Origin of the sequence: Candidatus Pseudomonas auctus (genome assembly GCF_048654275.1) — a bacterium.
Taxonomy (GTDB): Bacteria; Pseudomonadota; Gammaproteobacteria; order Pseudomonadales; family Pseudomonadaceae; genus Aquipseudomonas; species Aquipseudomonas pharyngis.
In genome coordinates, this window is record NZ_JBJYZK010000003.1 from 310,057 (window position 1) to 330,645 (window position 20,589).

Below are 20,589 nucleotides of genomic sequence, written 5' to 3' on the forward strand. Positions count from 1 at the left end.
ATGACCGATGTACGCACACCCGCTGCCGAAAATCCCGCTATAGACCGCACACGCAATACCGAAACCGCCCACAAGGGCTGGAGCAAATTCGACACCACCTGGATGCTCGGCCTGTATGGCACCGCCATCGGTGCCGGCACCTTGTTCCTGCCGATCAACGCTGGTGTCGGCGGCTTCTGGCCGTTGCTGATCCTGGCATTGTTGGCGTTCCCGATGACCTTCTTCGCGCACCGGGGCCTGACCCGCTTCGTGCTCTCGGGCCGCTCCGGTGACATCACCGAAGTGGTGGAAGAACACTTCGGCATCGGCGCCGGCAAACTGATCACGCTGCTGTATTTCTTCGCGATCTTCCCGATCCTGCTGGTGTACAGCGTGGCGCTGACCAACACCCTCAGCAGCTTCCTCGAACATCAATTGCACATCGCCCCACCGCCACGCGCGGTGCTGTCGCTGGCGCTGATCCTCGGCTTGATGGCCATCGTCCGTTGCGGTCAGAGCGTGATCGTCAAAGCCATGAGCGTGCTGGTCTATCCGTTCGTCGCCGCGCTGCTGTTGCTCGGCATCAGCCTGATTCCGAACTGGAACGGCGCATTCTTCGCCAGTGCTCAAGAACCGATGGAAATGTCGGTGCTCCTCAAGACCCTGTGGCTGGCGATCCCGGTGATGGTGTTCTCGTTCAACCATTCGCCGATCATTTCCGCGTTCGCCGTCGAGCAGAAACAGCGCTACGGCGAGCAGTCCGAACGCAAGAGCAGCGGCATCCTCGCCATGGCTCACGGCATGATGGTCGTCACGGTGATGTTCTTCTGCTTCAGTTGCGTGCTGGCGCTGTCGCCGGCGGATCTGGCAGCGGCCAAGGCGCAGAACATCTCGATCCTGTCGTACCTGGCCAACCACTTCCAGACCCCGGTCATCGCTTACGCTGCGCCGCTGATTGCGTTGGTGGCGATCACCAAGTCCTTCCTCGGCCATTACATCGGCGCCAGCGAAGGCTTCCAGGGCATGATCGTCAAAAGCCTGCGCAGCCGTGGCCGGGTGATGTCGGCGAGCTGGCTGAACCGTGCGACCGCGCTGTTCATGATCCTCAGCTGCTGGGCCGTGGCGACCTTCAACCCGAGCATCCTCGGCATGATCGAAACCCTCGGCGGGCCGGTGATTGCCTGCCTGTTGTTCCTGATGCCGATGTACGCCATCCGCCGTGTGCCAGCCTTGCGCCAGTATTCGGGCCAGGCATCCAACGTGTTCGTGGTGCTGATCGGCCTGATTGCACTGTCTGCGATCATCTACTCGGTTCTGCCCTGAAACGGGCCGCAAACGAAGAAGGCGAGCCAGGTGCTCGCCTTCTTTTTGGCCGGATTCATTGTTCGACAATATTCCCGGCATGTCCCTTGCTACATCGCTGAAGGAGACAGGACCACGGAAAGGCCGATGGTCAGGTTTGGCGAACCAACCCAATCAAGGCCGGTCAACAACTGCACGTTCAATCAGGCGGTGACGCATCATGGACAATCCTTTTCAGATCATTACCGATGCCTTCGCGCCGGACTATCAGATCAATCTGAGCATTCAGGGCCTCGACGGCAGCATCATGCTGACCCTCTCCAAAAGCGGGCGGATCGTCGCCAAACGGATGATCAGCGCCGAACAGCGCAATGACCCCAAGCGCCTTAAACGCCTGGTGCAAAGCATTCAGTTCGGCATCGCCATCGAACAGGGCCACAGCGCCATGGCGGTACTCGACGCCATGACACGCGGCGACGGAATCGCTCCGCCACCGCGCGGGGTCAAGCACCAGCCCCGGCCAACGGCCGGCCTTTAGAGTTCGCCCTTCTCCACTTCCGGATGTTCACTGGAGCCCGTGCCGATCTTGCGGTGCGGATTCTCGATTTTCACCGAAGGGAATTGCGACGAGGCGTAACGCACCACCAGGATCGAGAATGCGAGCAGCAGAATCCCGCCGCACAGGTAAATGATCCCCATGTCCGGCGGATTGTGGTGCGAGACGTTGGAGATCAGCAGGCGCGTCAGTGCCGTGATCGCCACGTAGATCAGGAAGCGCACCGGCATGTGGTTGGTCTTGAAGTAAATCCCGACCATCGCCCCCAGTTCCAGATAGATGAACAGCAACAGAATGTCATCGATCTTGATGTGCCCTTCCTCGAGCATCCCGAGAAACTCCATCACCGCCGCCCATGCGGTTACCGCACCAATGGCGAACAGCGCCAGGTAGTGGAAAGTCTCGACGAACAGGTTGCCCAGGGACTCGGCCAGTTGATGCACGTTTTGCCGCAGTTTCTCGGCCCAGTTGATTTTCACGATGAAGGTTCCTTAGCCCGGTTCGAGCGGATGTTGCTTGCTGGACGTGACGGTTATTGCGCACGTACGCAGATGCATGCAGAAAAGAGGCCACGCCATCATGGCGAGCCGCCGCGAAACCTGCGCCGTGGCGTTTGGTCGCACCTGTGCGCAGACGTCGGGCTGACAAAATCCGAATCCGGTCTACATTGAAAAGCCACTACCCAAAGCGCAGGGATTCGCTTATCCTTTTCGCTGTATATAGATACAGTAGTCGCAAAGACAACTTAATGTGAAGGCATGTGAGGTGGTGAATGGCCGTCGAAGTGGTATACCGCAGCAGCCGAGATCTGGAGCGCTTGTTCATGGATAAAGCCGAAGCTGACCGTCATGACAAAATGCTCGAACTGGCCGAACTGTTGGCCGAAGTGCTGGAAAAAGCCGTTCCTTCGTTGAGCGAGCAGCAAGTGGAAGAAGTCGGGATCTTCATGGCGAAGAACCGCGATGTGTTCGCCCGGGCGTTCAAGAGCCAGCCTGATGCCCTGTCGGAGCTGATCAACGCACCGGCGGCACCGGTTGTGGCGACCGAAACGGCCGAAGTGGCCGAACCGGCAGAAGCGCCAGCCAAACCTGCAAAAGCGGCGAAGGCTGCGAAGTAATCGGCATCTGAATTGAAGCCTCTGAATTGAATAGCCCCTGAGTTGAAAGACTCAGGGGCTTTTTCATGTCCGGACAAACCTCAGCGGTACAACACCTTTTCCGCCAGCTCGTCTGCCACCCGCGCGGGTGAACGTTTTTCCGCCTGGGCGTGGGCGAAGACTTCGGTCAGGCGCGAACTGATCTTCGACAGGTGCGCGGTGATGGTTGTCAGTTCGTCGCCCCGATGCTTGAGGGAAACGTAGATCAGCCCGCCGGCATTGATCACGTAATCCGGCGCATACAGGATGCCCCGCCGCTCCAGTTGATCGGCGACGTCCAGGTGCGTCAGCTGATTGTTGGCCGAGCCCGCCACCGCCGAGCAGCGCAACTGGGTGACCGTGTGGCTGTTGAGCACCCCGCCGAGGCCGCACGGCGCGAGGATGTCGCACGGCGTACTGAGCAAAGCGTCGTTGGCAATCGGATGGGCGTTGAGCTGCTCCATCGCCAGTTGCACCTTGCCGTGGTCGATGTCGCTGACCAGCAGTTCGGCACCGGCAGCGTGCAGCTGTTCAGCGAGGGCATAACCAACATTGCCCAGTCCCTGGATCGCCACGCGCAAGCCTTCGAGATTGTCGCTGCCCAGCCGCGCCATGGCCGTGGCGCGAATCCCGGTGAACACACCCATCGCCGCATGCGGCGCGGGGTCGCCGGCCGAGGTGGTGCTGGTGACATGCTGGGTCTGCTGGGCAATGCAGTCCATGTCCGCCACCGAAGTGCCGCTGTCGATGGCGGTGATGTAGCGCCCGTCGAGTTGATCGATGCAACGGCCGAACGCCTCGAACAGTGCGGCGCGGTTTTCCACATGGGCCGGCCGCACGATCACGGCCACCCCGCCACCCTGGGCGAGACCGGCCAGTGCAGCCTTGTAGCTCATGCCCTGGGCCAGGCGTATGGCGTCCTCGACTGCGGATTCGTCGTTCGGGTAGGCAAGATAACGACACCCGCCCAGGGCAGGCCCGAGGCGACTGTTATGAATGGCAATGACCGCCTTCAATCCGGACACCGGATCAACGCTAAGGTGCAGCGATTCCAGGCGAGTGCTTTGCATGAGAGCGAACATCGGCAGGCTCCCGAATCACTTCTGGTAGACGCCAGTATAGGCTTGCGCCTGAAAATTGCTGAAGCGCGCCGGAATAAGCGCCGCCACTGATCACCGGGTTGTGGCATAACCCGATGGCAGAGCGGCCCGGCACTGGACGAATGGCAAAGACGGGGCTAAAACGAGGCATGCCCCGGAGATTGAGATGAGTCCGCGCCAACGTTTTTTCGAATGTCTGCACCGTTCACCGCCCGCGCTGTTCGAAGCCGCGTTGTGGATGGCCGCCGAACACGACAAACAAGTCGATCCCGAAGCACTGCTGCAGGACTTCAAGGAGCTGCAACAGCGGGTCAGCTATGGATTGCCGTTGCTGCCGGTCAGCGAGCTGGCGCAACCGTTGTTGCGGCGGATGACCGATCTGGGCTTCGCGCAAGATGATTTCATACCGCTGCGCCCACAGGCCGCAATGGTGCACAAAGTCATGCAGACCCGACGCGGCCAGCCGCTGGCGCTGGCACTGATCGCTCTGGAACTGGCCCGTGGCCTGGAGATTCCGCTGGTCGGGGTGAACTTCCCCGGGCATTTCCTGCTCAAGGTGCCCGGGGCCGATCACCTGCTCGATCCGTGCGGCGGACGACGTCTGTATCCAAACGACTGCCGCGAACTGCTGCACCGCCAGTACGGCCACCAGATGAAACTCAGCGCTGACCATCTGCTGACTGCCGAACCGGTGCAGATGCTTCAGCGCCTGTCACGCAACCTGCGCCAGTTGCACCTGACCCACGACGACTTCATCGCCGCGTTGATCGATGCCGAGCGCGTGCTCGAACTGGGTAACGCCAGCGCCGCCGACTATCTGGCCCGGGCCAGTCTGTACCAGCGCCTCGATTGCCCGAACGCCGAGCGTTTCGATCTGGAGCACGCGCTATTGCTCAGTGACGACCCGATTCAGCGACTTCGCCTGACGGAACGGCTGGGGCATCTGCCGCCGAACTCAGTCGTCCACTGAGCAGGGCAGTGGCTGGCGAACGCACCTGAATGATCAGCAACGCCGCAATCACTGCCGGAATCGCGCAGAAGAAGAAAATCTGCTCCACCGGAATGTGCATTGCCAGCAACAGGCTGCCGAACAGCGGCCCGAGAATCGAGCCGAAGCGCCCTACCCCCAGCGCCCAACCGGTGCCGGTGGCGCGCACGTGGGCCGGATAGAAATTGCTGGCGAACGCATTGAGCGTCAGTTGCCCGCCGATGATGCAGAACCCTGCCGCGAACACACAGGCCACCAGATAGCGCGGGTTGTCGTGATTCAGGCCCAGCAGGATCGTGCACAGCGCCGCGCCAGCCAGCACACCGGACAGCAGCCTCACCTTGCTTTTCAACCGGTCGGCGAACCACGCCATGCAGATTGCGCCGAGTGTGCCGGCGAACAGGAACATCGACGTCACCAGGTTCGCTTCGTTGAGCTTCAGGCCACTTTCCAGCAGCAGCGACGGCAGCCAGCTGATCATGAAATACAGCAGGATCAGGCTGACGAAAAACGTGGCCCAGATCAGCAAGGTCGGGCGGGCGTAACCGTTGCGGAACAACTCCACCACGGTCAGTTTGCTGCCCTGCTCGCGCTCGTTCTGCTCGACCGATGCGGCGGGCGGTTGCCAGTCCAGCAGCATCCGCGCGGTGACCTTGCGCAGGCGCGCATACGGTGGAGGGTCACGCAGCAGCCGTGGCAGGGATTCCGGCAGCATCCACCAGAGAAACGGAAACAACAGCAGCGGCGTGACACCACCGGCAAGGAACACCGCTTGCCAGCCGAAACGGTCGATAAAACCCGCCGCGACAAAACCACCCGCCGCCCCGCCGAAGGAAAAACCGCAGGCCGCCAGCGTCACCATCAGCGTGCGCAGGCGTGGCGGCGAATATTCCGACATCAACGCCATGGCGCTGGGCATCGCACCGCCCATGCCGATGCCGCAGATGAAGCGCGCAATCATCAGGGTATTCAGGGAATCGGCGAACACCATCAGCACGGTGAGACTGGCATAGATCAGCACACAGGCGAGCAAAATCCGTCGAACGCCGAAGCGGTCGGCCAGCGGCGTCACAGCAAGGGAGCCGAGGGTCAGCCCCAGCAGGTTGGCGCTGAACACCGGGCCGAATGCGGACTTTTCCAGGCCCCAGTCCTGCGCCAGCGCCGGCACCACGTAACCGAGCACCTGGGCGTCATAGCCGTCGGTAACCAGCAGCAAGGCGAGAAGCATCAGGAGCAACCACTGAAAGCGGGACACAGGACGGGCGTCGAGTGCCGCCCGGAAGCTGGCAATCTGGTTGTGCATCGCAAGGTACCTGTTTTGTTTTTATGATTTTTTGCGGGTAACCGGAATGGCTCCCGTGCGCTGCACGGGAGCCATCAAATGCTACTTCGGCGTGTCCGGCTGATTCGCCGGATGCGCTGCAATGAACGCCGGATGCTCAGCGGCCAATGCGGCCACCCGACGAATCCGTGGATACGCCTCCAGCGATACGTTGAACCGCTCGGCCGCGTACAACTGCGGAATCAGGTAAACGTCCGCCACGCACGGCCACTCGCCGAAACAGAAGCCGCTGTCGCCGATCAACTGCTCCACCGTCGCCAGCCCCTGACTGATCCAGTGGCCGATCCACTCGTTGACCTGCGGCTCGTCATGCCCCAGACCGCGCAGGCGATTGAGCACGCTGACGTTGTGCAACGGATGCACATCGCAGCCGATCACCGCCGCTACGCCGCGCACCTGGGCACGGGCAACGAAGTCTTCGGGCAGCAGCGGCACCTGTGGATAACGTTCTTCCAGATACTCGATGATCGCCGGTGACTGAATCAGCAACTTGCCTTCGTCAGTACGCAGCGCCGGCACCCGGCCCTGGGGATTGATCGCCAGGTACACGGGTTGCCGATGCTCGCCACCGGGCGGTGCGATCAGGTTGACCGGCAACGCCTGATAGTCGAGGCCCTTGAGTGCCAGCGCGATCCGCACCCGGTACGACGAGGTGGAACGGTAATAGGTATAGAGATCCATGAGCCGCTCCTGTCAGCGTGCCGCCAGCACGGTGCCACGGCATTCGCCGAAGCCGATCGAAGCAAAACCTTCGCGGGCGCAGCGGGCGCGCAGGATGATTTCGTCGCCGTCTTCAAGGAACTTGCGCACTTCACCGGACGCCAGCTCGATCGGCTTTTTACCGCCCTCGGTGATTTCCAGCAGGCTGCCGAACTGACCGTTTTCAGGGCCGGACAAGGTGCCCGAACCGAACAGGTCACCGGCCTGCAACTGGCAACCGTTGACGCTGTGGTGTGCAACCATTTGCGCGACGGTCCAGTACATGTAGCGGGTGTTGCTCAGGGTCAGGCGATGGGCCGGCAGATTCTGCTCGCGCATTTTTTCGGTGAGCAGCAGCACTTCCAGCTCGATGTCGAAACCACCGCCATCCTGATCGCGCTTGTCGAGCAGGTATGGCAGCGGCTGCGGGTCGCCTTGCGGACGCGCCGGTTGCGCGGTACGGAATGGCGCCAGCGCTTCGGCAGTCACCACCCATGGCGAAACACTGGTGATGAAGCTCTTGGACAGAAACGGACCGAGCGGCTGGTATTCCCAGGCCTGGATGTCACGGGCCGACCAGTCGTTGAGCAGGCAGAAACCGGCGATGTGTTCAGCGGCGTCACCGATGGCGATCGGCTCGCCCATCTCGTTGCCCTGACCGATCCAGATCCCCAGTTCCAGCTCATAGTCCAGCCGTGCGCACGGGCCGAAGGTCGGCTCGGTCGCGCCGGCCGGCAGGGTCTGGCCTTTCGGACGACGCACGTCGGCACCGGAGGCGCGCACGGTGGAGGCACGACCGTGGTAGCCGATCGGCACGTGTTTGTAGTTCGGCAGCAACGGGTTGTCCGGACGGAACAGTTTGCCGACGTTCTGCGCGTGTTCGATGCCGACGTAGAAGTCGGTGTAGTCGCTGATGCGCGCCGGCAGGTGCAGCTGGCAATCGGCGGCCAGTGGCAGCAGTTTCACGCCCTGGGCTTCAATGTTGCCGCGATGAGTGCTGCCCTCGCTGAACAGTTCCAGCAGACGTTCGCGCAAGGCAACGCGGGCGTCGCGGCCGAGTTCGAAGAACGCGTTCAACTGACCGCCGCGCATGGCTTCTACGGCATTGCGCGCGACGCCGTCGAACAGCCCGGCCTCCAACGCCACTTGCAGATCGAAGATGTGTTCGCCAAGCGCCACGCCGGCGCGCGGTGCCGAACCGTCGTTGCTGAACACGCCCAGCGGCAGGTTCTGCAACGGGAAATCCGCGTGACCGTTGGCCGAGGCGACCCAGCTGCGGGTGATGGAATTCTGAGTCATGGGTTATCTCCGGGTCGGGTCGAACGTGGCGGGCAGCGTGGCCCAACAGGCGTCGTAAGTGGATTGCAGTTGCGGGCAGTCGAGGGCGAAGCGGCTTGGGCGCAGTACCTGGCTGGTCTCGAACATGAAGGCCATGGTGTTGTCGATCTTCGCCGGTTTGAGGTCCGCGTTGATGGCTTTGGTGCAGGTCTCGCCGTCCGGGCCGTGGGCGCTCATGCAGCTGTGCAGGGACGCGCCGCCGGGCAGGAAGCCCTCAGCCTTGGCGTCGTACTCGCCCTGGATCAGGCCCATGAACTCGTTCATCAGGTTGCGGTGGAACCACGGCGGACGGAAGGTGTTCTCGGCCACCATCCAGCGCGGCGGGAAGATCACGAAGTCGAGGTTGGCCAGACCGTGGACGCTGGTCGGCGAGGTCAGCACGGTGAAGATCGACGGGTCCGGGTGATCGAAACTGACGGTGCCGATGGTGTTGAAGCGGCGCAAATCATATTTGTACGGCACGTTGTTGCCGTGCCAGGCGACCACGTTCAGCGGCGAGTGATTGAGTTCGGTGCCCCACAACTGGCCGAGGAATTTCTGCACCAGGGTGGTCGGTTGTTGCAGGTTTTCGTAGGCGGCGACCGGGGTCAGGAAGTCCCGCGGATTGGCCAGACCGTTGCTGCCGATCGGTCCCAGATCCGGCAGGCGCAGCGGCGCACCGTGGTTCTCGGCGACATAACCGCGCGCTTGCGGATCGAGCAGTTCGACACGGAATTTCAGGCCCCGTGGCAGCACGGCGATTTCTAGCGGCGCCACTTCCAGCACACCCAGTTCGGTGGCGATGCGCAGGCGACCCAGTTGCGGCACCAGCAGCAGCTCGCCATCGGCATTAAAAAAAACGCGCTCCATCGAACGGTTGGCGCAATAGTGATAGATGCTGATGCCGGCCGGTTTTTCGGCAGCGGAGTTGGCTGCCATGCTCACCAGACCGTCGATGAAATCGGTCGGCTCGGTCGGGATGTCCAGTGGGTTCCAGCGCAGGCGATTGGGGGTGACTTCACCCAACGGGCCGCCCGCCAATTGCCGCTCCAGTTTAACGAATGCCGGGTGATTGGCCGACGGCTGGATCCGGTACATCCAGGTGCGCCGCGCTTCGCTGCGGGTCATGGTGAATGCGGTGCCGGAGAACAGTTCGGTGTACAGACCGTACGGGGCTTTCTGCGGGGAGTTCTGGCCGACGGGCAGCGCGCCGGGCAACGCTTCGGAGCTGAATTCATTGCCGAAACCGGACTGGTAAGCCAGGGCTGAATCGAGGTTCATGGAGCCTCCTGAACAGGGAGTCGGCATGGCCGGACGCTCTGGATCGGAGGTCTTGGCACGCCGGGGTTATTTTTATCGTAATTCAATTACGCATAACGTAATTTGCTCGCTATCGAGCGTCAAGCTATAAAGACGCCCATTCGTTCCGGGACACGCAGCACCATGGAAAAAACCAGCGACAGCAACGGCAAACAGAAAGTCCGCTCCGCCGAAGTCGGCACCGACATCCTCAAGGCCCTGGCCGAGTTGTCGCCGTCCACTTCGCTGTCGCGTCTGGCCGAACATGTGCAGATGCCGGCGAGCAAGGTGCATCGCTATCTCCAGGCCTTGATTGCCTCGGGCTTTGCCGAACAGAACACCGCCACCAACCACTACGGCCTCGGCCGCGAAGCGCTGCGCGTGGGCCTGGCCGCACTCAACAGTATGGACGTGCTGAAAGTCGCCGCCCTGCCGCTGGCCGAGCTGCGCGACGAACTCAACGAAACCTGTTTCCTGGCGGTGTGGGGTAATCAGGGCGCAACCGTGGTGCACATCGAACCGGCGGTGCGCGCAGTGACGGTGGTGACGCAACTGGGCTCGGTATTGCCGTTGCTCAGTTCCTCCACCGGTCTGGTGTTCGGCGCCTACCTGCCGCATCGGGAAACCGATGAATTGCGCGAACAGGAAATCGCCGTCGGCGGCCATCCGCTGGCGGACGAAAAAGCTTATGAGGCATTGTGCGAACAGATCCGCGAACGCGGTCTGCATCATGTCCACGGCTTGCTGATGCCCGGCGTCGATGCCCTGTCGGCACCGGTGTTCAACGCCCTCGGGCAGGTCGCGGCGGTATTGACCATCGTCGGCCCGACATCGTTGTTCCACGCCGACGAAAACGGCCCGGCGGCGCAGCGGTTATTGGCTGCGACGCGGGCCGTGAGTTGGCGGATGGGTTATCAGCCAGATTGACGAGGCAAGGGGTCAGCCGATGATTCGGGTTTTACTGTCCGCGATCACGTAGGGAGAAGCCACGGCGGTGACATAACCAATCCCCACCGGCACCCCGGTCACGGTCGACACGATCTCGGAAATATCCTTGACTCGCGACAGCAGCCCCACCGCCGAAACAGATCCGCCAACGCCTGCCACAATTCCCACATACAAGAGAATGGAGCTTCTCCACGCCGAGGCGAGATGGTTCTTGCCGGCTTTCTCATCTCCCAGACTGTAGGCAACGATGCCCTGGACGATCGAACGTGTGATGCGCACGATGCTGCTCACCAATCCCACCGGCGGGACAAACAGCGAGACGATATCCACCGCAAGCTCGGTGATCACCATGACCGTGTTCCAGAATCGCTCGGCAGGTGTGGTGGTTTGATAGTCAACGTCGCTGAGCACACGGGAAATCATGCTGTCGAATTCGAACTTGAAATGAGTCACGGCATAACTGTTGTTCAACGCAGGGACCGGGAGAGCGCCTGAAGCGTTTTGGCAGCGAATGACAAAGTTCTGTACGACACCCCTGTGTTCGAGCCTGGTCAGTGCAATGACGTGATTTCCCAGGCCGGCGTCCTTGAGCCCCAGTGTCAAGGATTCGAGCGGGCGGAAACTCAGCCCGTCCGGAGCCTTCGGAATATAGACCAGCAGCTGCAGCCTCCCTGCCACCCGCCGTCCAAACGTATAAGCGCCCTCGATGCGGCGCCCTTCAAGATTCAGCTCGTAGATACCCTCCTGCGGGGTAGTGCCCGACTTGAACGGTTCCAGTTGATGAGGACGGTCATGATCGAGCCCATCGACCAGTCCCGTCAGCCAGTTGAACTGCTCGGAGGACAGAGAGCCCTGCATCTTCTGGGTCAATGCGGCCCTGAGCATTTCGTTCTGCTTGAGCTTGCAGAACAGCTTCGCCTTGAGATCCAGCGACGGACCGTTGGCGAAACGGTCGACCAGATGCCACTCATACATCATGCCCGGCCGCAAACCGATCAACGATTTGACGACCGTCGCATTCAGATTTCCCAGTGAAGAACCATCCCTGGAGACGAATGCCACCTGATCATCACCAGGCCAAAGCTGCCATTGAATGAAGAGCTGGGTAAGCGTCATCCAGTCCTGCCCTTTCACCTTGACATTAACGCGATCAGGATCGATCAAGGGGTGGTTCGGGTCAGAACGACGCAGGTGACTGTTTAACCGTTCCATCACCTGGTCTCGCGAATAAGAAACCAGCGTGGGGATATTCAGCTCGTCTTTCGACAGTTCGTAGAGCGCCTTGAAATCCGTGTTCACTCGGGTAAGCATCTCGCGATCCCCCGACGCCGCATTCCTGTACCAAACGGGCGTGGCCACCTGTTCCTCAGCGATTTCCCAATCGATGATTTCATGGATGGCCCCCATCAGTGGCCCTTCACCGCGCCCCCGAGTCCACTCGACCAAGGTGACGCGCCCCCACCACCCCGGATGAAACACAGGGCGTGGCTCGACATAAGAGAGCTCGTCTTTCACGAAGGCAGCGCGATCCTTGCTGAAAGCCTGAGCGGTCAGGAACTCACGATCACGTGGCTCGAAACCCCAGGAGATGAACTGTCGTTTCAATCCGGTCAGATCGGAGAATTCGTACCATTGCTGCCCGGTCGGGGCACCCGGCGCATACAGCACATGTAACTGGAGGTCTGGCGCAGCACCCCTTGCACGAAACGCAATCATGTCCTTGAACGGCTTGTAGTCTTGACGAAACGCAACGCCAAACGCTTCGACTCCCGAATCGCCATGCAGATACCGCTGCACCAAATTCTGCCCTTGCGGGCCGATGTGTTTTTGCAGGACGGCGGCGAAGTGGCTGAGCGCAATTTCCTGCCCCAGGACTTCGCGCATGGCTTCGCGAATCCGCGCCTGTGCGAAACGCTGATTGCGCTGATTGGCATATTGCACACGCAGATCAAACTGGCGGATGGCGAGTTCGATATTCGAAGCTGTCAGTCGAGGATTGTTGTGAAAGGCTTCGAGCTTGATCGTGTAGGGAGCCGCCGTGTCATGCACGCCGTACATGAACAACTGAGTCAGGGTTTTACGCTCGACATGTTCAATACGCCGCGTGCCAATGCGCAAAGAATATTCCACTTTTACCCAGACAGTATCAGGGTCCACTCGCCGGGTATCGCCCGCGCTGATGTGGGTTTCGACGACTCCGCGCACGTAGTCCTGAAAAGAAGATACCCCTCCCAAGGCCTCATGCAGGTTCACCTGCCCTCTGAGCAGTTCCTTTTCCAGAGAAGCGAATACTTCCTGATGGTTGGCAGTGGCATCCTTCAACCATTGCGGTCGGGCGTTTCGTTTCATCAGGGCCAGTAGTCTGGCGACCCGTCCTCTGGCAGCGTCGATGACCGCCTGCTGCTGAAGGGCGCTCTCGACCGAACGCACGAGAGCAGGCCGATCCCCGCCCGGCACCTGTAACCGGCGAAGAAAGTAAGCAACGTCACGCATTTGTTTATCAAGAAGCTGGGCGGTGAGGGTCTGGAAGATTTCGCCTTGAATGTTCAGGTAACGGATATCCGGAACGCTGCCGACCTGCTCGGCATCTTCCTGTGAAACGCTCCTGAGCAGTTGTGCCCGGGTTTCTGCATTGCCCAGGCGTTGCTGCAACGTTTGATGCATCAAGGCGGGTGTGCGGAATGTTTCCAGGCCGTTCACGCAAGTGTAGAGGACAACCCATTCGTCATCGTCCAGAACCAGTTCGGGGATAGAGCGCCCCGTGAGGTACGTGACAAAGCAGCCGGCCAGCGTTGCGAATCGACCGTTTTCCAGTTGCAGTGAAATACTGTAGGCCGGAGTCAGGGACGTGCCCCTGATGTAAATTGCATAGCTTTCCTCTACCTCCGGCCTGACGCCTTGCATCTGCACCGTTGCGCCAAATTCCTGCCAGAACAGCGCTGCATAGACATCCTGCAGCTGAAGACTGCGCGAAGCCAGATCACGCCCCAAGCCGTCCTTCCCCGAAGAAGCAGCCCAGTATTGCGCCAGCAAAGGCGTGTACTTCTGCGCCAGCGATCCCAGCACATTACCGATCAACGAACCGACGGCTACTACATCCAGCCCGTGAATCCGGTCTTCTTCATCCGTGGAGTCAGGCCAATCGTAGACGCCGTACAGACTGGCGTCATAGACGGGCGCATTGCCGGACACCAGGCACTGCATGAACACGTCCATCAACAACCCGGTCGGTTGTGGATTCGCAATCTCTGGACGCTGGGCGGTAATGTACGTTTTGCTGATATAAATATTCGGTGATAACTGTTGAAGTTCTTTTAACACCAGATCCTGCAAAAGCGATTTGAACGACGGTAGTGCACCCAGCAAACCTTCCAGGCCGTACCTGAGTTTATTGATTTCACTCAGATGGTTTTCTGCCGAAAACCTTTCAACTGTATTCATGATAAAACTCCGTTATTACACAGGATAACCAGACGACAAAACATCGTCCAAGCAGTGCAAACAACTTAACCGGAGCAAAACCAATAAAAAACCCACTGTCCATTGCAAGACATTTAAAAGGACCAGACTTAAAAAAAACAACATACTTATTAACTGACAATTAACAACACAAACCGAGAACTCTCGCGCGCGCCACGGCATGCGTCCGGCGTTCAACGCCCAACTTTGCATGAATTCGCCGGACATGAGTTTTAACGGTATGCAATGAGATGAACAACTTGTCCGCTATTTGTTGATTGGAACTTCCCGCCGCAATCAACCCCAACACTTGCGATTCTCTCAGGCTCAATGAACTTTCATTGTCACCGCCATCAAGAAACGGATGTTCGGGTGATGACTCGGGGCGAATATCCGAAGCGGCTTCGTCAAATTTCATGACCAGACGCTGCAAGTTGAACTGGCAGGCCAACTTGCGCCCCCTGTCGAAATACTGTCGGGCAGAATCCCGATCATTGAGGATCGATGCCACCTCGCTCATTGCCAGCCACTGCTCGGCTTCCAGAACGATCATCCGGCAAGACTGAGCCTGCTCGAGCAGGGACTGCAGCCGCGCCACCGGCTGGTGCGCCTGCTTCAAGCGGGTCTCGGCCAGAATCAGCAAATACTCGATACGCGGGATCAGCTCCAGCGTCGCCGGCGGCGCCTGCCGTCCACGCGGGCCACGATAGTGCCTGAGCACTCGACTCAACGCTTCACGAGCCAGTTCGGGTCGTCCCTGTTGCAACCAGAACTCACTGCTGACCTGCAACAGAACACCGCGATAAACCGTTTCTGGAATTTGCCGCTGCTGCATCAACCGTTCGGCATCGCGCAGGTGCATGAATGCTTGCGAATAATCACTCTGATCAGCGGCCAGCTGCGCCTGACCGAGAAAGCCGTACAGCACGCGCTTGTCAAAGCTGCGCAGGCAGTCGTCGAGCCCCTGCTGAAAGAGTTCGGCAGCCCGCATTGATTGACCCATGCTCAGCGCCAGTCGCCCCCGACGCAAGGCGATACGGCCCAACAGCGGCGTCGGTCGCTCGACGGAGGACGCGAGCATTGCGCAAAGATTGGCCAGCAACTCTTCGGCGCGAGCCAACGCGCCCCGTTGCTCCAGCAGTTGGGCGTGATCGAGTTCCAGCAACGCTTCGAACAGCAATGAGCCTTCCGCCCGGGCCAGGCACAGCGCTTCACGATTTATCGAATGAGCCAGTTCCAGCTCACCACACAGCAACGCTTGCTGAGTGCGGCCCGACAGGCATAACAGACGCGCCGTCCAGGCCTGCGGTGACAAGTCGTTCAAGGCTTGCTCGAAATGTTCGCGCGCCTCGTCCATGCGCCCTTGCAAGTGCAACAACCACCCTTGCTGGGCCTGCCATCGGGCGATCAACTGGCGCTGCTCATCCGCCGACCGTGGCGGCAGGAAGCGGGACAGTTGCGCGATGCACTCACCGGCCTGTTCGAAACGCCCGGCGAACAGCAGCGCCGCCGTGATCAACCCGACCAGTTGCGCAGACCCCACTAACAGTTCCTCGCCGCGTTGCTCGTAAAGACGCAACAACAGCACGACCGTCTGCTCCTCGAACAGTTGCTCGAAACTGAAGTGCTGCAACAGGCTCACCGCGACTTCGTACTCTTCAGCCAGCAGCGCCTGTTCAAAGGCGCATTTCCAATGGCGTCCGGCGGTGAACCACTGACAGGCCCGGCGATGCCAGGAACGCCCGGCAGGCCACGGCTCGCTGCGCATCAGGCGCGACAGCGGGGAACAGACTTGCAACCATTCAGACGAGGCCCGCCAGGGTTCGATAAAGCATCCCAGCGTTTGCAGATCGCGCATCCATTGCGCCCCTTCGCCGGCGCCGAACAAGTGGTCGCACAGGCTGGCATTGAACCGCGGCAAATGCGCCAGCACTCTCCAGGCCTCGGCCAGTTCCGGACTCAGACCGCTGAACAGTTCGTGTTGCAGGTAGTCCAGCAAGGTGTCCATGCGTTGCTGCGGCAAAGTCTTTTGCGACCAGTCGCATTTTTGCATCAACAACATCCGCACCCCGGCGCACCAACCGCCGCTGCGCCGAAAGATGCGTCCGGCCACGCTATCGGCCTGGGCCGGGGACAAGTGGCGCAACACCTGTGCGATCTCGTCACGGGTCAGCGCCAACGCCGCGGCTTCACATTCGTACAACGCATCATCGAGCAACAGGCGCGGCCAGTTGCAGGGCGGACGCCTCCGAGTACCGATCCACCACGTCAGGGCCGGGCTGCTGACCGCCAGCATTCGGTCGAGAAATGCGTCCAGCGCAGGCTCCGGGTATCGGCAGTAATCGTCGAGCAACACCCAGGTCGACGAAGTCCGTCGCGACAGTTCATGCAGCAGTGACGATTCGTCCGATGCGGCCAGCCCCATAGCGTGTGCAAGCCGCTCGCAAAACTCGCCAGTGCCAAGGGACGCACCTGCCAGCGGCAACCAGCACACGGTGCAATTGACCGGCGCCTGTAGCAGGCATTCGGTGAGCAGCGCGGTCTTGCCGCTGCCGGCTGGCGCACAGATCAGTTTGACCCGCGCCGCTGACTCAAGCAGAGCCGCGCAAAGGCGAGGCCGCGCAAGGTGATGGGAAGACAGTCTCGGGAGAAAATCCGCTCGATCCGGAGCGTGGGTCATGGCGGTCATCGGGTACGCCTTTTTATCGTTGTGCGCTCACCCTAGCCCTCTCCCTGCTGCTTGTTGACGAGTATTCAGTACGCTGATTGGCGCCCATAAAAAAGGCGACCGTGCGGTCGCCTTTTGCCTTGCCAATGTATCGAAACCCTTACCGTACGCCCTCGGCGCGCAAGGCCGACGGGGTATAGTCGGCAGCCTTGGCTTCGAAGCCGAATTCGAAGCTGTGCTTCTCTTCGTTCTTCATCCCCAGGGCAATGTAGCGGCCGGCGATGATGTCGTAGAGCGCTTCGAGGGTGTAGGCCTGGGCCTGGTGATCGTAGTAGTACTGAGCATGTCCCTCGGCCACTCGCCACAGCTGTCCGCGACCGTCGTAATGATCGGCCAGCGCCACTTGCCAGCTGTCCTCGTCGATGTACATGTGGCGTTTGGCGTAGATGTGCCGCTCGTTCGGTTTCACCGTACCGACCACTTCCCAGACCCGATGCAGCTCATAACGCGTCAGGTCCTGGTTGATGTGCCCGGCCTTGACGATGTCGTCGTACTTGAGGCTCGGCGAGTCGAGCTTGTAGCTGTTGTACGGAATGTACATTTCCTTCTTGCCGATCAGTTTCCAGTCGTAGCGGTCCGGCGCGCCGGAGAACATGTCGAAGTTATCCGAGGTGCGCAGGCCGTCGGCAGCGGTGCCCGGACCGTCATAGGCAACCTGCGGCGCACGGCGCACCCGGCGCTGACCGGCGTTGTAGATCCACGCCAGACGCGGTTCCTTCACCTGATCGAGAGTCTCGTGCACCAGCAGCACGTTACCGGCCAGACGCGCCGGAGCCGTCACCGACTGCTTGAAGAAGGTCAGGACGTTGGCGGCTTTTTCCGGATCGAGATCCTTCATCAGTTGCGGCACGGCGACCTCTTCTTCGAAGCGGATCGGCGTGTAGCTGCCGTTGGTTTGCGGCGTCACCTGCGTGATGATCCGCCGCAGGTTGCCGCCGTGATAACGGGTGATGTGGTTCCACAACACCTCGACGCCATTTTTGGGAATGGGGAACGCGTAGTAGCGGTTACCGGTGAAATTGGCCAGGCCGTTGCCGTCGTTGATGCTGGTGACGTTGAGCGCGCTGCGTTTGGCCGACTCGTAGATTTCCGGCGGTGCGGCCACGGTGCGATGGCTCGGGTAGACCGGGATCCTGTAGGTTTCGGGGTAGCGCTTGAACATCGCCACCTGGCCGTCGGACAGCTTGTCCTTGTACTTGTCGACGTTGGCGGCAGTAATCGTGAACAACGGTTTTTCGCTGGCAAACGGGTCAGCCAGAAAGCCCTTGCTGTCGACTGCTCCGGCGTTTTTCGGGATACCGCCGGTCCAGGCCGGAATCGAGCCGTCGGCGTTGCCGGCCTTCTCGGCGCCCAGCGGCGTCAGGCTGGTGCCGAGCTTGTTGGCTTCCTCCGGCGACACCGCCGCGATCACATTGGCGGCCAGCAGGCTCAGGGCCAAGACACCGCATTGCAGAATCATCTTGCGCATTGCATTCATCCTTCTCGGGCAGATCAGAAGTTCACACCGAAGCTCAGGGCCACGAAGTCACGGTCTTCGAGGGTGTTGTAGTCACCACCGAAAAAGTCGGTGTAACTGAGGCTCGCGGTATAGGTGTTGCGGTAGTCGGCATCGACACCGACGCTGACAGCCTTGGCGCCTTCGTTGAACAGGCCGTTAGGGCCATAGCCGGCGACGTCGTGGGACCAGGACAGGTTGGGCTTGAGGTTGATCCCACCGATCACGTTGGCGTAGTCGAGGATCGCCCGGGCGCGATAGCCCCAGGAGGTGGAGGTGACGAAACCGTCGGTGTCGCCGCCGAAACCGTACTGGCCGTACACCGAGTCGCGGCCGTAACGCAGCTTGCTGCGCGACTCCAGTCCGCCGACCCGCACCACGGCGGCCTCGCCCACCAGGGTCAGGCGCTCAGCGCCCCAGACCTGATCGAAAAAGTGCGTCAGCGTGCTCTGGATCTGCGTCACTTCCTTGCGTCGGTAGCCCTTGTTGTCGGCCCCCGGCGAGGTAACCAGCGGCGACGCCGTACCGCCGGCAATCGGATTGACCAGCGCCAGGGTCAGGTCGTTGGTGTTGACCTGCACCGGCGCATTGGGCCGATAGCTGATCTCGCCGGTCCAGGCGGTGCCGGTCGGCAACGTGGTGGAGAAACTCGCGCCGTACAGGCGAATGTCTTCCGGGTATTCGAGGTAGTACTGGCCGCGCCCGAGCATCACGCTTTGCGCCAGTCCCGAACCGCTGCCGGGGGCCAGCCGATTGGCGATCCCGACCATGCCCGGCAGCGCCGCGAGGGTCGACAGACCGGCGGTACTGGTGCCGACGGTCGGCGTGCGGCTGTGGTAGTTCATGAAGTAAAGGCCGTACTCGGTGTCATCGCCGAGCCAGCGCAACGCCGTGCCCCATTGCCCGGAATCCCGCGCATCGCGATCACCGCCACGGGGCACGATCACGCCTTCGCGGGTCACCTGAATCGGCTGGCCGAAGGCTGCCGCCAGCGGTGCCAACGGGGCGATCGCCGGGCTGCCGACGGTGTAGCCGTTGTTGCAACCGTCCGCCGCCACGTCGACACCGAAGAAGGTGCCGCAGTTGTCGAGGACGGTCTGATCCCATTCCAGTTGATAGAAGCCCTCGACCGTCAGTTGGTCGGTGAGCCCCTGAGAGGCGAACAGCATGTTCACCGGAATCAGCCCTTCCTTGATCTCCGCACCTGGCCGGCGGAACGCCGAGACGTCGATCGGGTTGATGCTGTTGATCGAGTTGCCGATGAAGGTACTTTCGCCCCAGCTCACCACCTGTTTGCCGGCGCGCACGGTGCCCGGCAGGTCGGCGATGGAATAGTTGTGATAGACGAAGGCGTCGAGGATCTGCGCGCCGGAAGACTTCGCGCCCTCCTTGCGGCCCTTGTCGCTGATCTGTTTGAACTCGCGGTCTTCGTCCTTGAGTTCGAAGTCGTACCAGTACTTGCCGCGCACGAACACACCGGTGTCGCCGTATTTCAGTTCGAGGTCGTGGATACCTTTGAAGATCTTGGAAAAGGTCTCGCCCTTCTTGAAGTTCAACCGCCCGTCATCACCGGTGGACGACTGGCCGGTGCCGCCGTTGACCGTACCGACCAGCGACTTGTCGGCATCGCGCATGCCCCAGCTCGCCCCGACCGACAGCGACGAGTCGAAGGTGCCTTCGATTTCCCCGATATTGAAAGCGACCGCGTGCGCCTGGGCACAGCAACCCAAGGCCACCGCAGCGGCCAGCGCCTGCGGCGTGAAGATGGCGCGCATTGTTGTTTTTGTCATGCGTCTTCCCCGGTGAGTGACAGAAGGCCCCACCCTACTGCCGCGCCACGGCGAGGATAAGCGCACCAAGGAGGTATTCGCGCTGTCGCTCGAAAGGATGAATCCCCGCCTGCGACAAGGCTTTGCGCCCGCCATGAACAGGGTGGATGAACCACTATCAACACAACGGATAATGACTAGGCCAGTGCGCGCCACTGTTACATGCCCCGTAACAGTGCATGTCCGGAATCGCTATTTTTCCCTGAAGCGCCAGCCCTTATTCTGTGCGGGCTTTCACGGCAGACCGCCAGCAAGCACAAAGTCCGCGACCGAGTCGTCGGCAATGATTTCTGATCGATCGAAGCGTTTTTCGATCCCTCACCCCGGTGTTCACTGACGTTGATTTGTAGCTCCTTGATCCAACGTCTTACCTTGGCCGCTGCGTTTGCAGCGGCCTTTTTTATGGGCGGAGC

14 protein-coding genes and 1 pseudogene are annotated in these 20,589 nt (G+C 60.7%); 5 read left to right on the top strand and 10 right to left on the bottom strand.

From position 1 onward, the window contains the following. Together ACKUG4_RS07855 and ACKUG4_RS07860 are read left to right on the top strand one after the other, a co-directional pair. On the top strand, positions 1-1,302 hold the full coding sequence (locus ACKUG4_RS07855; RefSeq protein ID WP_445433764.1) for an HAAAP family serine/threonine permease: 1,302 nt from the start codon (positions 1-3) through the stop codon (positions 1,300-1,302). Between the two features lie 199 nt (positions 1,303-1,501). Continuing rightward, positions 1,502-1,819, top strand: coding sequence for a DUF3509 domain-containing protein (locus tag ACKUG4_RS07860; RefSeq protein ID WP_445433765.1), 318 nt, complete (start codon positions 1,502-1,504; stop codon positions 1,817-1,819). Here ACKUG4_RS07860 and ACKUG4_RS07865 read toward each other — a convergent pair. Beyond that, positions 1,816-2,316: a phosphate-starvation-inducible protein PsiE gene (locus ACKUG4_RS07865; RefSeq protein ID WP_007957255.1), complete on the bottom strand. Its 501-nt coding sequence runs from the start codon at positions 2,314-2,316 to the stop codon at positions 1,816-1,818. The genes ACKUG4_RS07860 and ACKUG4_RS07865 overlap by 4 nt on opposite strands. 293 nt (positions 2,317-2,609) lie before the next feature. Between ACKUG4_RS07865 and ACKUG4_RS07870 the strand changes: the two are divergent. Continuing rightward, positions 2,610-2,867, top strand: a pseudogene (locus ACKUG4_RS07870) (YebG family protein); the annotation flags it as partial. A 167-nt stretch (positions 2,868-3,034) separates the two neighbouring features. On the opposite strand, the gene ACKUG4_RS07875 reads toward ACKUG4_RS07870, so the two are convergent. Next, on the bottom strand, positions 3,035-4,054 hold the full coding sequence (locus ACKUG4_RS07875) for a Glu/Leu/Phe/Val dehydrogenase family protein (RefSeq protein ID WP_445433766.1): 1,020 nt from the start codon (positions 4,052-4,054) through the stop codon (positions 3,035-3,037). Positions 4,055-4,238: 184 nt separating this feature from the next. On the opposite strand from ACKUG4_RS07875, the gene ACKUG4_RS07880 reads away from it, so the two are divergent. Beyond that, positions 4,239-5,042, top strand: coding sequence for a SirB1 family protein (locus ACKUG4_RS07880; RefSeq protein ID WP_064593470.1), 804 nt, complete (start codon positions 4,239-4,241; stop codon positions 5,040-5,042). On the opposite strand, the gene ACKUG4_RS07885 is transcribed toward ACKUG4_RS07880, so the two are convergent. From ACKUG4_RS07885 to hmgA, 4 genes are all read right to left on the bottom strand, one after another. Next, positions 4,966-6,363 (bottom strand): MFS transporter, encoded by a 1,398-nt coding sequence (locus tag ACKUG4_RS07885; protein WP_445433767.1) that lies wholly within the window; start codon positions 6,361-6,363, stop codon positions 4,966-4,968. The two genes, ACKUG4_RS07880 and ACKUG4_RS07885, sit on opposite strands and share 77 nt — an antisense overlap. Positions 6,364-6,444: 81 nt before the next feature. Continuing rightward, positions 6,445-7,083: a maleylacetoacetate isomerase gene (gene maiA / locus ACKUG4_RS07890; protein WP_445433768.1), complete on the bottom strand. Its 639-nt coding sequence runs from the start codon at positions 7,081-7,083 to the stop codon at positions 6,445-6,447. A 12-nt stretch (positions 7,084-7,095) separates the two neighbouring features. Further along, positions 7,096-8,400 (bottom strand): fumarylacetoacetase, encoded by a 1,305-nt coding sequence (fahA, locus tag ACKUG4_RS07895; RefSeq protein ID WP_445433769.1) that lies wholly within the window; start codon positions 8,398-8,400, stop codon positions 7,096-7,098. Between the two features lie 3 nt (positions 8,401-8,403). Next, a complete protein-coding gene (gene hmgA, locus ACKUG4_RS07900) occupies positions 8,404-9,699 on the bottom strand; it encodes a homogentisate 1,2-dioxygenase (protein ID WP_236189788.1) in 1,296 nt (431 codons plus the stop codon). Between the two features lie 162 nt (positions 9,700-9,861). Between hmgA and ACKUG4_RS07905 the strand changes: the two genes are divergently transcribed. Next, positions 9,862-10,644: an IclR family transcriptional regulator gene (locus ACKUG4_RS07905; protein ID WP_085647708.1), complete on the top strand. Its 783-nt coding sequence runs from the start codon at positions 9,862-9,864 to the stop codon at positions 10,642-10,644. A 12-nt stretch (positions 10,645-10,656) separates the two neighbouring features. Here ACKUG4_RS07905 and ACKUG4_RS07910 read toward each other — a convergent pair whose 3' ends face one another. The 4 genes from ACKUG4_RS07910 to ACKUG4_RS07925 form a co-directional block, all read right to left on the bottom strand. Further along, positions 10,657-14,106: a dermonecrotic toxin domain-containing protein gene (locus ACKUG4_RS07910; RefSeq protein WP_445433770.1), complete on the bottom strand. Its 3,450-nt coding sequence runs from the start codon at positions 14,104-14,106 to the stop codon at positions 10,657-10,659. A gap of 160 nt (positions 14,107-14,266) precedes the next feature. Beyond that, positions 14,267-16,813, bottom strand: a complete 2,547-nt coding sequence (locus ACKUG4_RS07915) for a LuxR C-terminal-related transcriptional regulator (RefSeq protein WP_445433771.1) — start codon at positions 16,811-16,813, stop codon at positions 14,267-14,269. Positions 16,814-16,952: 139 nt separating this feature from the next. Beyond that, complete coding sequence (locus tag ACKUG4_RS07920) at positions 16,953-18,320, bottom strand: DUF1329 domain-containing protein (protein WP_445433772.1); 1,368 nt, start codon at positions 18,318-18,320, stop codon at positions 16,953-16,955. A 23-nt stretch (positions 18,321-18,343) separates the two neighbouring features. Next, complete coding sequence (locus ACKUG4_RS07925; RefSeq protein WP_440817340.1) at positions 18,344-20,137, bottom strand: DUF1302 domain-containing protein; 1,794 nt, start codon at positions 20,135-20,137, stop codon at positions 18,344-18,346. Positions 20,138-20,589 lie beyond the last annotated feature (452 nt).

Coding starts and splice junctions, on each gene's coding strand:
- ACKUG4_RS07855 (WP_445433764.1), top strand. CDS start 1: ATGACCGATGTACGCACACCCGCTGCCGAAAATCCCGCTATAGACCGC.
- ACKUG4_RS07860 (WP_445433765.1), top strand. CDS start 1,502: ATGGACAATCCTTTTCAGATCATTACCGATGCCTTCGCGCCGGACTAT.
- ACKUG4_RS07875 (WP_445433766.1), bottom strand. CDS start 4,054: ATGTTCGCTCTCATGCAAAGCACTCGCCTGGAATCGCTGCACCTTAGC.
- ACKUG4_RS07880 (WP_064593470.1), top strand. CDS start 4,239: ATGAGTCCGCGCCAACGTTTTTTCGAATGTCTGCACCGTTCACCGCCC.
- ACKUG4_RS07885 (WP_445433767.1), bottom strand. CDS start 6,363: ATGCACAACCAGATTGCCAGCTTCCGGGCGGCACTCGACGCCCGTCCT.
- maiA (WP_445433768.1), bottom strand. CDS start 7,083: ATGGATCTCTATACCTATTACCGTTCCACCTCGTCGTACCGGGTGCGG.
- fahA (WP_445433769.1), bottom strand. CDS start 8,400: ATGACTCAGAATTCCATCACCCGCAGCTGGGTCGCCTCGGCCAACGGT.
- hmgA (WP_236189788.1), bottom strand. CDS start 9,699: ATGAACCTCGATTCAGCCCTGGCTTACCAGTCCGGTTTCGGCAATGAA.
- ACKUG4_RS07905 (WP_085647708.1), top strand. CDS start 9,862: ATGGAAAAAACCAGCGACAGCAACGGCAAACAGAAAGTCCGCTCCGCC.
- ACKUG4_RS07910 (WP_445433770.1), bottom strand. CDS start 14,106: ATGAATACAGTTGAAAGGTTTTCGGCAGAAAACCATCTGAGTGAAATC.
- ACKUG4_RS07915 (WP_445433771.1), bottom strand. CDS start 16,813: ATGACCGCCATGACCCACGCTCCGGATCGAGCGGATTTTCTCCCGAGA.
- ACKUG4_RS07920 (WP_445433772.1), bottom strand. CDS start 18,320: ATGCGCAAGATGATTCTGCAATGCGGTGTCTTGGCCCTGAGCCTGCTG.
- ACKUG4_RS07925 (WP_440817340.1), bottom strand. CDS start 20,137: ATGACAAAAACAACAATGCGCGCCATCTTCACGCCGCAGGCGCTGGCC.